The sequence below is a fragment of the Pseudobacillus wudalianchiensis genome (genome assembly GCF_001685015.1).
Lineage (GTDB): Bacteria > Bacillota > Bacilli > Bacillales > Domibacillaceae > Pseudobacillus > Pseudobacillus wudalianchiensis.
Window position 1 is genome coordinate 74,770 of record NZ_MAYT01000030.1, and the last position, 13,498, is coordinate 88,267.

15 protein-coding genes and 2 riboswitches are annotated in these 13,498 nt (G+C 40.2%); of the genes, 9 read left to right on the forward strand and 6 right to left on the reverse strand.

The features are described from left to right. The first annotated feature begins 135 nt into the window (after positions 1-135). Positions 136-237, forward strand: a riboswitch (glycine riboswitch). 2 nt (positions 238-239) lie between these two features. Continuing rightward, positions 240-299, forward strand: a riboswitch (glycine riboswitch). Positions 300-741: 442 nt separating this feature from the next. Further along, a complete protein-coding gene (locus A8F95_RS18530) occupies positions 742-2,130 on the forward strand; it encodes an amino acid permease (protein ID WP_065411895.1) in 1,389 nt (462 codons plus the stop codon). Between the two features lie 162 nt (positions 2,131-2,292). Next, the gene (locus A8F95_RS22685; protein ID WP_176713753.1) at positions 2,293-2,430 is read left to right on the forward strand and encodes a hypothetical protein; all 138 of its coding nucleotides are present in this window, start codon (positions 2,293-2,295) and stop codon (positions 2,428-2,430) included. A gap of 58 nt (positions 2,431-2,488) precedes the next feature. On the opposite strand, the gene A8F95_RS18535 is transcribed toward A8F95_RS22685, so the two are convergent. Continuing rightward, the gene (locus A8F95_RS18535) at positions 2,489-2,815 is read right to left on the reverse strand and encodes an AzlD domain-containing protein (RefSeq protein WP_065411896.1); all 327 of its coding nucleotides are present in this window, start codon (positions 2,813-2,815) and stop codon (positions 2,489-2,491) included. After that, entirely contained in the window at positions 2,812-3,519 is a 708-nt protein-coding gene (locus tag A8F95_RS18540; RefSeq protein WP_065411897.1) for an AzlC family ABC transporter permease, read from the reverse strand. The genes A8F95_RS18535 and A8F95_RS18540 overlap by 4 nt, the downstream gene beginning before the upstream one ends. Positions 3,520-3,602: 83 nt before the next feature. Between A8F95_RS18540 and A8F95_RS18545 the strand changes: the two genes are divergently transcribed. Beyond that, entirely contained in the window at positions 3,603-4,157 is a 555-nt protein-coding gene (locus A8F95_RS18545) for a helix-turn-helix domain-containing protein (RefSeq protein ID WP_065411898.1), read from the forward strand. Positions 4,158-4,676: 519 nt separating this feature from the next. On the opposite strand, the gene trhA is transcribed toward A8F95_RS18545, so the two are convergent. Beyond that, positions 4,677-5,321, reverse strand: a complete 645-nt coding sequence (gene trhA, locus A8F95_RS18555; RefSeq protein WP_065411900.1) for a PAQR family membrane homeostasis protein TrhA — start codon at positions 5,319-5,321, stop codon at positions 4,677-4,679. 436 nt (positions 5,322-5,757) lie between these two features. On the opposite strand from trhA, the gene A8F95_RS18560 reads away from it, so the two are divergent. From A8F95_RS18560 to A8F95_RS18570, 3 genes are all read left to right on the forward strand, one after another. After that, positions 5,758-7,488: a methyl-accepting chemotaxis protein gene (locus A8F95_RS18560; protein WP_065411901.1), complete on the forward strand. Its 1,731-nt coding sequence runs from the start codon at positions 5,758-5,760 to the stop codon at positions 7,486-7,488. A 33-nt stretch (positions 7,489-7,521) separates the two neighbouring features. Next, positions 7,522-7,794: a GNAT family N-acetyltransferase gene (locus tag A8F95_RS18565; protein WP_065411902.1), complete on the forward strand. Its 273-nt coding sequence runs from the start codon at positions 7,522-7,524 to the stop codon at positions 7,792-7,794. A gap of 276 nt (positions 7,795-8,070) precedes the next feature. Further along, on the forward strand, positions 8,071-8,460 hold the full coding sequence (locus tag A8F95_RS18570; protein ID WP_065411903.1) for a VOC family protein: 390 nt from the start codon (positions 8,071-8,073) through the stop codon (positions 8,458-8,460). Between the two features lie 129 nt (positions 8,461-8,589). Here the strand turns inward: A8F95_RS18570 and A8F95_RS18575 are convergent, their stop codons facing one another. Both A8F95_RS18575 and A8F95_RS18580 read right to left on the reverse strand, forming a co-directional pair. Further along, the gene (locus A8F95_RS18575; RefSeq protein WP_065411904.1) at positions 8,590-8,778 is read right to left on the reverse strand and encodes a YozQ family protein; all 189 of its coding nucleotides are present in this window, start codon (positions 8,776-8,778) and stop codon (positions 8,590-8,592) included. Between the two features lie 101 nt (positions 8,779-8,879). After that, positions 8,880-9,707: an MBL fold metallo-hydrolase gene (locus A8F95_RS18580; RefSeq protein WP_065411905.1), complete on the reverse strand. Its 828-nt coding sequence runs from the start codon at positions 9,705-9,707 to the stop codon at positions 8,880-8,882. 129 nt (positions 9,708-9,836) lie between these two features. Between A8F95_RS18580 and A8F95_RS18585 the strand changes: the two genes are divergently transcribed. Further along, positions 9,837-10,259 (forward strand): DUF2935 domain-containing protein, encoded by a 423-nt coding sequence (locus tag A8F95_RS18585; RefSeq protein WP_049662017.1) that lies wholly within the window; start codon positions 9,837-9,839, stop codon positions 10,257-10,259. A 53-nt stretch (positions 10,260-10,312) separates the two neighbouring features. On the opposite strand, the gene A8F95_RS18590 is transcribed toward A8F95_RS18585, so the two are convergent. Continuing rightward, positions 10,313-10,792 (reverse strand): zinc metalloprotease, encoded by a 480-nt coding sequence (locus A8F95_RS18590; RefSeq protein WP_065411906.1) that lies wholly within the window; start codon positions 10,790-10,792, stop codon positions 10,313-10,315. 211 nt (positions 10,793-11,003) lie between these two features. Here A8F95_RS18590 and A8F95_RS18595 point away from each other — a divergent pair, with 211 nt between their 5' ends. Then, positions 11,004-11,771, forward strand: coding sequence for a gluconate 2-dehydrogenase subunit 3 family protein (locus A8F95_RS18595; RefSeq protein ID WP_049662019.1), 768 nt, complete (start codon positions 11,004-11,006; stop codon positions 11,769-11,771). Between the two features lie 14 nt (positions 11,772-11,785). Further along, the gene (locus A8F95_RS18600) at positions 11,786-13,498 is read left to right on the forward strand and encodes a GMC family oxidoreductase (protein ID WP_065411907.1); all 1,713 of its coding nucleotides are present in this window, start codon (positions 11,786-11,788) and stop codon (positions 13,496-13,498) included.

Genomic DNA, 13,498 nt, shown 5'->3' on the forward strand with positions numbered 1-13,498 from the left:
TTTTACATATTATAAATAAGTCATAGAATGTAAAAAACTGTTGAATGGTGGAGTATTTTTATAAATAAATTCTGAATATTCAATTGACATTAACTTTACTATAGATTAGTATGTAAATTAGATTCATAATAGCGGATGAATATTGTGGGAGAGACTAAATGAAATAATTTAGCACCGAAGGAGCAAAACCCAAAAGTTGGGTACTAATCTCTCAGGTAAAAGGACTACAATAGGACGCATCTCTGGAGAGAGCCATAGGCCACCAAAGGAGTTAAACTCTCAGGTACAAAGGACAGAGAAAAATGGGGTTATTTCCTATTTTTCTCTGTCCTTTTTTATTGGGGTAAGATGGAAATAGGAAAGGAGAAAAGAGGAGGGATAAGCACGTAACGATCCTTATGAGAAAGGGATGGGGATGACTCTATTTCCAGATTGATTGAACAACCAAGAATAAATAATACTGCCCTGAAAGAGAGTTAGCAGCCTTGAATGCAATGATGATAGAAATTGGCGCCATTACCGGAACAGGAACATGTTTACTGACAAAAGTTACCACTGAAGAGCGCACATGTCCTGTTATATAATTTATTTTTAAAATGTAAGCGCTTTTTTCTTTCGAATTAACGAATTATATATTAAACTTTTATTGGGATATCAATTTATAAATATCGAATTTAGTGTCGAAATATTTTAAATCAATAAAAAATAGCATATCCCATAAAATGGAAAGAGGGAAAACGTATGCAGGAACAAACTTTGTCTAGAGGCCTGAAAAACCGGCACGTACAACTCATCGCTATTGGTGGGGCAATCGGAACAGGATTATTTCTTGGTGCAGGGAAATCTATTCATCTAGCAGGACCATCGATCTTATTTGCTTATATGATTACGGGCGCCATTTGCTTTTTAATCATGCGCGCACTTGGGGAATTACTTTTAAGTAATTTGAATTACCATTCTTTTGTTGACTTCGTAAGAGACTATTTGGGGAATATGGCAGCATTTATGACTGGCTGGACCTATTGGTTCTGTTGGATTTCTATTGCAATGGCTGACCTCACAGCCGTTGGTCTTTACACTCAATATTGGTTCCCTTCTGTGCCCCAGTGGATGCCGGGATTAATTGCGCTTGTCATTTTACTATTTATGAACCTTGCAACTGTAAAGCTATTTGGTGAAATGGAATTTTGGTTTGCTTTAATTAAAGTTATTGCTATTTTGACTTTAATTGTCGTTGGAATTGTGATGATTATTAAAGGCTTTTCTACACCTTCAGGAGCAGCTAGCTTTACGAATTTATGGAGCCATGGCGGCCTGTTCCCGAACGGAATAAATGGTTTTATCCTTTCATTCCAAATGGTAGTCTTTGCATTCGTTGGTATCGAGCTTGTAGGCCTTACAGCGGGTGAAACAGAAGATCCGGAGAGAGTTATTCCAAAAGCGATTAACAATATTCCTATTCGGATTATCATTTTCTATATTGGCGCTCTTATCGTCATTATGAGCGTTTATCCTTGGAACGACATCGTCCCAACGGAAAGCCCATTCGTGCAAGTATTCGTAGCAGTTGGTATCGCTGCAGCTGCTGGTATTGTCAATTTTGTCGTTCTTACGTCCGCGGCTTCAGCATGTAACAGCGCCATCTTTAGTACAAGCCGGATGGTATATTCATTGGCAAAAGATAAAAATGCACCTGTATCATTAGCCAAACTTGATGCTCGTAAAGTACCTTCTAATGCCTTGTTCTTTTCGACTGTGATCATCTTGGTTTCTGTTGTATTGAACTATGTTATGCCGGAAGGAGTATTTACACTCATTACAAGTGTTTCTACCGTATGTTTCATCTTTATTTGGGGAATTACCATTATTAGTCATTTGAAGTACCGCAAAACAAGACCAGACTTAGTGAAAGCGAACAAGTTTAAAATGCCGCTTTATCCATTTGCTAATTACTTGATCCTTGCTTTCTTAGCGTTTGTCCTTGTTGTACTTGCACTTGCGGAAGACACTCGTGTTGCTTTATTTATCACTCCTGTGTGGTTTATCTTACTAATTGCCATTTATAAAATGAGAAAAATGGATGCAAACCATGCAGATCCAGTAAACCAAGAAAATATCGTAGAAAATTAAAAAGCAACTGATGAAACTTACCAAAAAGGAAGGTTCTGCAAATATGGAAGGAGCCTCTTAGGTAAAAGAGCAGACCAGGATAGAGAATGCTACGCTGCCCTGGTCTGTTCTTTTTTATTTTAAGGATCTATTATGAATGGCCACTCTGCTTTACAGGATTAAATGGCGACGGTTGCAGAAGAAGTGAATGTAATCGTCCAGAAGGTGCAAAGTAACTTGGACCAATTTACAGATCGAACTATTGAAGCGAATGAAGTGATTAAAGGGGCTCATCAAAAAGTAAAAACATTTACATTATAAATAAACTAAAAAAGCAGGCTCATGAAGATCTATTCTTCAATGAATCTGCTTTTTCTAGCTATGTAAAATTTCTTAAGACTGCCATAACGACAATGCCGAAAATGACCGTAATTAATAGGCTTTTCTTCCAAAGAGCGATCAATAGAGTAGGGATTAAGGCAAGCAAAACCTGCCAGTTAATGGTTGGCAGTGTTCCATTCCCGTTATCGATCACACTCCCCGCAACCAAAGCCGTTAAAATACAGACGGGGATGAAAGAGAGCCATTTCATCACAGCCTCCGGCAGCTGTACATTCCGGACAATGAGAAAAGGAGCAACACGGGGAATCCACGTAACGATCGAACAGCCAGCTAAGATAAGAAGAGTGGTTACATTTACACTCATTTTGATGTCACCACCCCGATAGTTGCTACGATGACGGTAGAAAAGATAACCGCTAGATCAACTGAAACGAAAGCAGAAAAGATATACATAGCCGCAACCATTAAGAAAATAAGCAGCAAATAGTGCTTCAGCTTCGAGGCTTTAATGCTTTCAAGCTGCAGAACCAATAGAGCGATAAACATGGCAGTTAAAGCAAAATCCAGCCCGAATTTTTCTGGATCGGCGACCCATTTGCCAAGCAGAGCACCGACAACACATGAAGCAATCCATGTCGTATAAGCGGTTAAATTCAATCCATTCATCCAGCGGTCATTTATCGGTTGACGATTAAAAATTCTTCCGGCCGCAACGCCAAATGATTCATCGGTAACGAGTGTGGCAATCCCTGCATTTTTTAGCATGGAATATTTAGAAAAATGCGGAGCTAATGTAGCGCTTAACAAAAAGTGCCGCAAGTTGACGATGAACGTAGTAAATATAATAGCTGATGCTGGGCTGCCAGCCGCTAGCATGCCGCAAATAATAAATTGGGCGGCACCAGCATAAACAAAAATTGACATAAATGCAATTTCCACAACGGATAACCCAGATGCAACGCCGATCATACCGGCAGCAAATCCGATGCTGATGTACCCTAACAGTGTAGGGACGCAGTCCTTTACTCCATCTTTAAATGATAATCTTTCTTCTTCTATTGCTTCCATCCTGTATCTCCCCTATTATGTTGTTTATGATATTATACATTTGTATGTTATAATGATCAATCACCTATAACAGGAGGGCTAGAATGGATTCTCTCCAGCAATTAATTGGAAAAAACTTATTTGACATTCGCAAAAGTAGAGGGTTAAGCCTGGATAAAACAGCTGAACTGACTGGTGTCAGCAAAGCAATGCTTGGACAAATAGAAAGAGGCAAAACAAATCCAACGGTGACGACCCTTTGGAAAATAGCGAACGGGCTAAACGTCTCTTTTTCTGCTTTTATGAAAGAAGAAGCAACACAAATTACGAAAGTAAAAAAAGAACAATTGAAAGCGCTGGTTGATGATCAAGGAAACTATTTAGTCTATCCGCTGTTTCCTTATCATCCAGAAAAAAAGTTTGAAATCTATTGTGTGGAAATGGAACCAGCTGGAATCCACTTTTCAGATGTTCATCCTAAAAATAGCGAAGAATTTATTTTAATAAGCCAAGGCGAACTGACAATTGACATACAAGGACAACAATTTACGTTAACTGAAGGAGAGGCGTTGAGTTTTCAGGCCCATCAAGAGCACGTATATAAAAATCCAACGGATCAAAAAAATTCCTTTTTTGTTGTTATTTATTATGAGGAGTAGATAAGGAAAAGGGATGGACCGCTAATATCTCTTATGAAATGAATGGCAACGAAAAGGGAGAGGTGGACTGCCGTCCGTATGGTGACTGCTGACTATTTATTTGCGATTCTTTCTAAAGAAGCAAGAGAAGAAATGGACGTTTTCCGAGAAGCCTAACTACCAATCCTTAAAAGCGGAAGCGCCTATTGCCATTTATTTGTGCGTGAAAGGCTCTGTAGGTGCTATAGAACAATATGATAATGACATGTACTCGTTTGTTCAACGAGTCAAAGGAATACCGATAGATAAAAGCGAAGATAGCGGAATTACTTTATTTTTGCAGAAAAATCTAAAAATCCTTATGAAAGTTCACTCGTCCAGGAAATTTATGTTGCCTTTAATCAATTAAATGCTATGCAATCTCGGGAAGATTTAAGAAAGTACACAGAGCTGGGTTTTCTTGAATACTATGACACGATGAAAGAGCGGCTGGAAGAGAAAATAAAAGAAACTTAAAAAATCGCCATAATAGGCGATTTTTTAAGTGGAGGGAAGCAAATAGAATACAGAGAAGAAGTGAGTGATACTACCAGCAAGAACGAACAAATGCCAGATCATATGATGGTATTTAAAGCCTCGCCATACATAAAAAATAGCACCTAGTGTATATAAAATTCCTCCAGTCACTAAGAGGGCCAAGCTGCCAGCTGAAAGGTTCTGAACGAGTGTATCCCATGCAAACACGATCAGCCACCCCATTAATACGTAAAGCAGTGTAGAAGTATTTAAGAATTTTTTTACAAAGAAACATTTAAAAACCGTCCCCACTACAGCAAGTCCCCAGATCACCCCGAACAATGTCCAGCCAAGCGTTCCCTTTACAGCTAGAAATAAAAAGGGTGTATACGTTCCTGCAATAAAAAAATAGATAGAAGAGTGGTCGAAAATTTCGAATAAATTTTTGGCTCTGCCCACTGGAAAGCTGTGCACGAGCGTAGAGGATACATACAGTACAAACATCGTTGCACCAAAAATTGTAAAGCTCACTACATGCCAGACCGTTCCATACAAAGAAGAATAAACAATGAGCAGAACGAGCGCGGCGACACTGAGCAAAGCGCCAATTCCATGGGTGATCGAATTAGCAATTTCCTCTCCTTTTGAGAACGTGTGTGTATTAGCCATAGAAGAACACTCCTTTAAAACAAGATAATGTAAGTGTACCATATAAGTTTACTCTGAATCATTTTTCACCTTATAGTGGCTTTCTGTACATTGAACTAAAGGAGGGGGCGGTAAGTCCTTTTGGTGAAAAGATGCGGGTGATTCATTGATTCATTAGTCCCTGACGTTGGCATATAAATTGCAACTTTTATTACACAGCAGAAGCTGAAAATTCCCGTTATACATAGTTGAATGCCAATAAGACCCAAAAAAGGGTTATGCCGCCGCTTCTATTCAAACTCTGTCATATTGTAAGCTTTAAAAAAGAAATGGTAAATTTATGCAAAAGTGAATAATTAATGCTGAATGGCATAGAAGGGGTTGAGGTTCAGCATGCAGTCTCTTATAGAGACGAAGAGATAACAGAACATGAGGGAAAAAGAAAGGGAGGTCTGGAATGATGACAATAGCAAAGCGATTAACTTTAACGATGCTGGTAATGTTGCTCTTTATATTTGTTGCGACTATGGCGATCGCCTACATAAACACCAGTTCTTCCGTTGAGAAGACGATTGGTACGCAAGGAATTCAATCAGCTGAAAACGCTGCCAAGTTTATAGATTTGGAGCAATACGAGCAATTTTTGCTGAATCCTTCAGAAAGCGGCGACTATTGGGAGATCCGCCGCAAATTAGATCAAGTAAGGAAGCATATAGGTGCCATGTATCTTTATACTTTTACCGTGAAGAATGGCAAGCTAGAAATGTTAATTGATGGGATGCCTAAAGGAGATCAGTATTCTACTGAAATAGGGGAAGAGTTATCAATGCCCATGAAGGATGTAAATCCAGTGCTTCAAGGGAAAAATAGTTACACAGATATTATTCATGATGAACAGTACGGCAAGTATATGTCCATTATGATCCCGATTAAAAATGAAAATGGCGAAATCATCAGTATGTTAGGACTCGATATTTCTGCTAAGCAAATTGATCATATTGAAGGAGAGATTTTAAAGAAAAGCTTTCCGTTGATCATCGGCCTGTTTTCAGTTGTGATCTTGCTTGCCTGTCTGACGGTTTACATGTTTATTAATCGTACGTTGAAACCATTGGCAGGCATGAATAACGGGTTGGATGAACTGGCAGCCGGACGTATCGGACGATCTCTCCAAAGAGTAGAAGCAATCAATACGAACCGAAAAGATGAAATTAAACAATTCACTTTAAACTTCCGATCAGCTGTTTCACAGTTAACGACGATGATTACATCTATCCGCTCATCATCTGATTCACTAACAGCGGCTGCTGAACAGCTAACAAAAGATAATCACTCGGCACAGGAGTCGAGCGAGGGAATCATTAGAAATATCCAAGAGATTGCTCATGGCAGTGAGCGGCAAATGCAAAATAACGGGGAAGCTGTTAAAGCAATAGAAGAAATGGCTGTAGGCATTCAAAAAATTGCGGAGTCCGCTTCATCGATTGCGGAGGCCAGCAGCGGTGTGACAGAATTAACAGAAGAGAGCTATACCCAAACGAATCAAGCTGTTTCTGAAATTGAAGAAGCTGCTAAATCGATTCTTGCGACCAATAAAGAAGTCGTCGAATTAGGCATTATGTTTAAAGAAGTAGAGAAGATTGTAGAAGTGATCACAACGATCACGGATCAGACGAACTTGCTCGCTCTCAACGCTGCCATTGAAGCAGCAAGAGCGGGAGAAGCAGGAAAAGGATTTGCTGTTGTGGCAGACGAAGTAAGGAAGTTAGCGGAAGAGTCGAAAGCCTCTGCTGGCCGGATTTCTGACATGCTGAATAACTTTGAGCAGGTAACTGCCAGGGTCGTAGAAAATACAGATATCAGTGCAAGAAAGGCAGAGGCAAGTACAGAAGCAGTTTTAAAAATCGAACAATCACTTGAGAAAATTAAAGAGGCGGTTAAAGAAGTAAATAAGGATATTCATGAAGTGTCAGCAGTGACGGAAGAAATGTCAGCTGGAACAGAAGAGGTGCTAGCTTCAATGGAGCATGTTGCTCAAGTCTCAAAAAACAATGTGGAGCAAACCCAACAAGCCGTGTTTGCATCAGAAAAACAAGGGGAATTAATGAGGAAGATGAATCGCTCAGCCCAGCAGCTAATAGAATTGTCTCAGCAGCTCGAATCAGCTGTTCATCGATTCGATTTATAAGTGCCGATAACTTAGTGAGGAGATGATAGAGCAATGGACGTAAAACATGAAAACGGACGGTTTTTTGTTGAGAAAGACGGAGAGGTGGTAGCCGAACTCACTTACGTGCCAGCAGGCGACGAACAAATTGAAGTCAATCATACGTATGTATCAGATTCACTTCGCGGACAGGGAGTGGGAGGGAAGCTCATTGAGGAAGCTGTTCACCTTGCTCGGGAACAAAGCAAGAAGATTATCCCTACTTGCTCTTATGCGAAAGCGAAGCTGGAAGAAAGCCAGTATAAAGATGTAGTAGCAAAACAATAAAAAGGGAAGCTGTTAAATGAGGTCATCATTAGAGGATCATTCGTCTGTTATGAGGATGAATGATCCTCTTTGTTTGTATGACCGATTAAGTAATCAGGATTGAGAAAAGGATATACGCTATTGGGAGAAAAAGAAAATGAAAAACCGACTAATAATTTTATAGACTATTACCTTCACCAATAGGACAGGGTGGTTGAAGAAGGACTTTGCTATCAAACAACGAATAGTATGTAGGGGAATAGTTGCTGTTAGCTACTTATAGGGAGGGGAAAGATCATGATTAGTAAAGTCGGTCAGATTATGTTGTATGTTAATAATCAAGATGAAGCAGTGAGTTTTTGGACAGAGAAATTAAACTTTGCTGTCATTTCCGAAGAAAATAACGGACAAGGAATGAGATGGATTGAAATTGCTCCAAAAAAGGGCGCAGAAACAAGCATTATTTTGCACAATAAAGCAATCGTTGCCAAGATGTCTCCCGAATTAAATCTTGCTGCTCCTTCTTTAATGTTTTTTACCGAAAATCTCGAAAATTTACATAAAGAGTTGTCAAGTAAGCGTATCAAAGTCGGAGACATTGTAAACATGCCTTCAGGAAAGGTCTTTAACTTTGCAGACAATGAAGGAAATTACTTTGCTGTAATGGAAAAAATAAATAACTTTTAATTAAATGAACAGATGCAATAAGTTAAGCAGGAAATAATAGGGCCCGCCCATTTAAATATATTTAAATGGGCGGGCCCTTTAACATCGACTGTCTCACTTATTTAAATTTAACTATAACGTTTAACTTTTTTATTGTTTCGGAAAGTCCTTCATGGCTTCGTCCAACCGATCAATATTGCCATCGATTGTGCCCTCTGTGTACGTATCGGTCGCTTGTTCATGAGTGATAGCAAAACCTTTCTCCGTCTCATCGGAGCTTTGGTAATGGTTGAATTCGAATGTTTTACCGGCTGGTCCTTGTTCTGTTTTCTTTTTCATAATTTTTCTCCTTTCGCTTATTTCTCTGCTTAGTGTGTGGGAGCCGGTGATTAATTATTCAATAGCTATAAAATAAAGAGAGGCGCTATGCCTCTCTTATTTTATTCTTTATTGCCATCCACGTAGCGTCCATGATCAGGAACGGCAATTTCATCAAAATGATCCACTAAATAGGCAAGCCCTTCACTTAGTTCGTCCCCGCTGCTTTCTTCCCCATGACCTGTTGCCGCAATAGCTGGCTGCAGTTCTGCTAAGCGAATAACAGAAGCTTTGGCGGCCGTCCAGTCAGTCGTTAAATAGCGTGGAGGGCCTTGGAATTCTTTTTTCTGAGTAAGTACATTGTATAATGCATCTTGCTTCACTGTAACAAAGGCGTCACCAGCGATGAGCAAGCGATCTGCTGGACGGAATAGTGAAATATGTCCCGGTGAATGTCCTGGTGTGTGAATCCACTGCCAGCCTGGCATAGGCGGAACAGTGCCATCTACAGGCAAAGCTTGTACTCTTCCGCTAATATCAACGGCCTCTGTTGGAAACATTGGCGACATTTTAGCTACGAGGCCGCCTTCCACAGAAGCGTCAGGCTCTGGATAATTTCGTTTCCCGGTTAAATAAGGAAGTTCCATTTCATGAGCATACACTGGAACATCCCAACGTTGAACAAGCTCTTCTAGCGCACCGACATGGTCAAAGTGTCCATGAGTTAACACGATGGCTTTCGGTTTTGCTCCTTCACCAAATAGCTTTTCAGTTTGCTGCAATATATCATCCGCAGAGCGGGGCATACCTGTATCAACGAGCACCCAGTCATTTTTATGACCAACAAAGAAAAGATTGACAATTTGTACGGTGTACATGTGAATATCTGGTTGAATGGCCACAACTCTGCCGCTGTTGACAGAAGTCGCAGGGATAAATTTATTTTCCAAATCTTATTCCTCCTTGGTATGTGGTCACTCTTACTATATCCACAATAGGGGAGTGGAAAACTTTTATTAAAACATAACGCTTGTCTTTCCTTCATATGATTTCTTAGATGAATATAGGGAGGGAGCAAGATGCAGTTTTATTACGGTCCTCAAATGCCGCTCCGCATTTTAGATGAGGCGGAATTTTGGAAGCATCAGGAAGAAGAACATACAGTTGTGATCAGAGAACTTTTGCCTAATTTAGAATCAAAATATGTCCAAGCATTAAAAGAGTGGGAAAATGCACTGGCAGCCACTCATCAAAAAATTGTTCAATTTATTGAAGCGGTTTCTCGTTCAGGGAGCTATATTCCTGTTGCACTTCAGCAGCAAGTATTAAAATTAACAGACTTCTGCCTGGAGCAAAGCATGGATTTTATCGAATTGTGCCGGCAGATCAAAGAACGAAGCAAAACTGTTCAAGATAACCCAGTGGCTGTAGCGGTATTAAATCATATTATTCGGGAATCTGAGTATTTTATCGGCATTGCCCGTGCTTTATTGTCTGCCTAAATGATAGAAATAACAAATTACCTGCGGGGATCAAGCCTCGCAGGCACTTTGTTTTAATAAAATTCCTTATATACTTTGCCGTATTTTAAAACATCATAAATAGCCTTGCCATCACTCGGGTTTTCTTTTCCGTAATCAATCGGAATAAGAGAGAAGAAGATGAGGTATAGAGAAAAATAAACAAACTGATAAAAAAACAAATGGGTCGGTAAATACCCCATATGAATAAGACCATTTACTAGGATGATCGATAATACGTTAAACAATGGTCCGCCTGCATAAATCAGCGCATGCTTCCAACGCTTGTCTTTCCTCAATTGATCGTAAAAGCAAGCCGCCTCTACGAAATAAAATTTTCGAACTTCAATTTTTTTAAAAGAAAAAATAATCTTCCCTCTCCCGATTGTTAGCTTCGTTGTCCCGCCAAACAGCCAGGCAAAGAATGCGTGTCCACCTATATGAATGATTAACGTGAGCGGGAGGGTAATAAAAAAAGCCCAGGCGAAGGTAACCATGTCATTGAACGCAAACATCTTAAAACCCCTTTATGCAAATCTCTTGTTGTCTCTACTCGTTTACCTCAAAGAACAAACCATAAACTTCACATTTGTTATGCTTCTCTCACTTTTTCCTTTTTCTGTTTATTTTTTGTTTATTCTTTGTTTATTCTTTTAACATTATGGAAATGATGGAACATTAAGGAAATCGACTTTTCTTATTTGCTTAATTGAAAGGAAGATCACAATGACTGATAAAGATCAAAAAGTGACGATGACGAGAAGAAGGTTCATTCGCAATTCCAGTTTGGTTGCAGGCGGTGCTGCTATTGGCGGTGGATTAATAGGTGCATTAATCGGTACAAATCTGGATAACGATGGAAAAGTAAAAACTAGTCATGAAACGGGACATAATCAACAAGAAAACAGCGAAGCAAGTACACGGGCGCTGATCTACTTTACCGATCGAGAAGATTTCCAAGTATTAAGCGCTGCGACGGAGAGAATCTTCCCAGAAGACGAAAATGGGCCAGGAGCAATCGGGCTCGGCGTTCCTTATTATATTGATCATCAGTTAGCTGGAAATTACGGGAATAGCACTCGTGAATACATGCAGGGGCCTTTTTTTCCAGGCACGGAAACGCAAGGGTATCAGTCTCCATTAAAGCGAAATCAGGTGTTTAATGAAGGGATTCGCATGCTGAAAGAAACAAGCCAGAAAAACTATAATAAAAAGTTTGATGAATTAGATGGGGAACAGCAGGACGAGATTCTTTCACAGTTTGAGCAAGGAAAAGTGCCGTTAAGAGGTACGGATTCTAACGTATTCTTTAGTCTTCTTCGCTCGGCCGTTCTAGAAGGGGCCTATTCTGATCCGGTATACGGAGGAAATGCCAATATGGAAGGATGGAAAATGAAAAACTTTCCTGGCCATCAGGCGAGCTATCTTTCACAGATTGAAGCGAAAGAGTTTAAGAAAATTAAGCCGCAAAGCTTACACGTATTTCATAAGTAAAAGGAGGAACGTTCATGGCAAAGAAATTGCCTAAAGTAGATGTGGTCACGATTGGGGTTGGCTGGACAGGAGGCATTATTGCTGCTGAACTTGCCAAGCAAGGGTTAAAAGTAGTAGGACTTGAACGCGGCGCCTCGCGCTCAACAAAAGATTTTTTAATGGTTCATGATGAATACCGATATGCGATTCGTTATGAATTAATGCAGGATACATCAAAGGAAACGATTACCTTTCGCAATGCACCGAATGAACGCGCGCTTCCAATGAGACAGCTCGGTTCCTTTTTGATTGGAGAAGGACTTGGCGGTGCTGGCGTACATTGGAATGGACAAAATTTTCGCTTTTTGCCTTATGACTTCCAAATTAGAACGATGACAGAGAAAAAGTACGGTAAAAACAAAATAGGGGCTGATTATTTAATACAAGATTGGGGCATTACATATGACCAGCTGGAGCCTTATTTTGATCGATTTGAAAAAACAATCGGGGTTAGCGGAGAGCCAAGTCCATTAGGTGGTCAGCGTTCGAATGCCTATCCGACGCCGCCAATGAAAGAAACGGTTATTACGAAACGTTTTAAAGAGGCCTCCAAAAAGTTAGGGCTCCATCCGTATCACATGCCATCGGCTAATTTAAGCAAAGCGTATAAAAACCCTGATGGTGAACAAATCAACGCTTGCCAATATTGTGGATTCTGTGAGCGCTTCGGTTGTGAATACGGCGCAAAAACAAGCCCAAATGTGACGGTAATCCCCACAGCCGAAAAGACGGGAAATTACGAATTGCGCACCCACTCAAACGTTACGCGGATTTTATATGACGGTAAAAAAGCAACCGGTGTCCGGTATGTAGATGTATTAACAGGCGAAGAATTTGAGCAGCCAGCCGATATGATTGCTTTAACGAGTTATGTTATGAATAATGCAAAGCTATTGTTAACATCTAAGATTGGCAAACCTTATGACCCGAACAGTGGAACAGGTGTGATCGGCAAAAACTACTGTTATCAAATTCTTCCGGGATCTGTTGGGTTTTTTGAAAAAGAGCAATTTAACACCTTTATGGGGGCAGGAGCCCTAGGGGCCACTGTAGATGATTTTAATGGCGATAATTTTGATCACTCGGATGTTGATTTTATTCATGGAGGAAGTGTGTCGATTACGCAAACAGGTCTCCGGCCTATTCAAAATAACCCGGTTCCTCCTGATACACCGACATGGGGGAAAGAATTTAAAGCTAAATCGATTCATTACTATAACCGCTTTTTAAATATAGGAGCTCAGGGGGCGTCCATGCCGTTTCGCCGGAACTATATGGACTTAGACCCGACGTATAAAGATGCTTACGGGGAACCGCTTTTAAGGCTGACGTACGATTTTACCGAGCAAGATAAAAACTTATTTAAGTTTGTCGGTGAAAAAAGCAGTGAGATTATGAAAGAGATGGGAGCAGACACGGTTGTAACCATTAAGTCGGCTGAGAAATATAATATTGTCCCATATCAAACGACCCACAATACGGGCGGTGTCATTATGGGCGCCGATCCTAATACATCGGCTGTGAACAATTACCTGCAAATGTGGGATGCAGAAAATGTATTTGTTGTTGGTGCTTCTGCTTTCCCTCACAATAGCGGCTACAATCCTACAGGGACTGTTGGGGCTTTGGCTTACCGGGCAGCAGAAGGCATGATGAAATATAGTAAACAAGGCGGCAGCCTTGTATAA

What these genes read in the sequence shown, in the direction of transcription:
- A8F95_RS22685 (WP_176713753.1), top strand. Translation starts at nt 2,293, where the DNA reads ATGGCGACGGTTGCAGAAGAAGTGAATGTAATCGTCCAGAAGGTGCAA.
- A8F95_RS18565 (WP_065411902.1), top strand. Translation starts at nt 7,522, where the DNA reads ATGGACGTAAAACATGAAAACGGACGGTTTTTTGTTGAGAAAGACGGA.
- A8F95_RS18600 (WP_065411907.1), top strand. Translation starts at nt 11,786, where the DNA reads ATGGCAAAGAAATTGCCTAAAGTAGATGTGGTCACGATTGGGGTTGGC.
- A8F95_RS18535 (WP_065411896.1), bottom strand. Translation starts at nt 2,815, where the DNA reads ATGAGTGTAAATGTAACCACTCTTCTTATCTTAGCTGGCTGTTCGATC.
- trhA (WP_065411900.1), bottom strand. Translation starts at nt 5,321, where the DNA reads ATGGCTAATACACACACGTTCTCAAAAGGAGAGGAAATTGCTAATTCG.
- A8F95_RS18540 (WP_065411897.1), bottom strand. Translation starts at nt 3,519, where the DNA reads ATGGAAGCAATAGAAGAAGAAAGATTATCATTTAAAGATGGAGTAAAG.
- A8F95_RS18545 (WP_065411898.1), top strand. Translation starts at nt 3,603, where the DNA reads ATGGATTCTCTCCAGCAATTAATTGGAAAAAACTTATTTGACATTCGC.
- A8F95_RS18585 (WP_049662017.1), top strand. Translation starts at nt 9,837, where the DNA reads ATGCAGTTTTATTACGGTCCTCAAATGCCGCTCCGCATTTTAGATGAG.
- A8F95_RS18530 (WP_065411895.1), top strand. Translation starts at nt 742, where the DNA reads ATGCAGGAACAAACTTTGTCTAGAGGCCTGAAAAACCGGCACGTACAA.
- A8F95_RS18590 (WP_065411906.1), bottom strand. Translation starts at nt 10,792, where the DNA reads ATGTTTGCGTTCAATGACATGGTTACCTTCGCCTGGGCTTTTTTTATT.
- A8F95_RS18595 (WP_049662019.1), top strand. Translation starts at nt 11,004, where the DNA reads ATGACTGATAAAGATCAAAAAGTGACGATGACGAGAAGAAGGTTCATT.
- A8F95_RS18560 (WP_065411901.1), top strand. Translation starts at nt 5,758, where the DNA reads ATGATGACAATAGCAAAGCGATTAACTTTAACGATGCTGGTAATGTTG.
- A8F95_RS18575 (WP_065411904.1), bottom strand. Translation starts at nt 8,778, where the DNA reads ATGAAAAAGAAAACAGAACAAGGACCAGCCGGTAAAACATTCGAATTC.
- A8F95_RS18570 (WP_065411903.1), top strand. Translation starts at nt 8,071, where the DNA reads ATGATTAGTAAAGTCGGTCAGATTATGTTGTATGTTAATAATCAAGAT.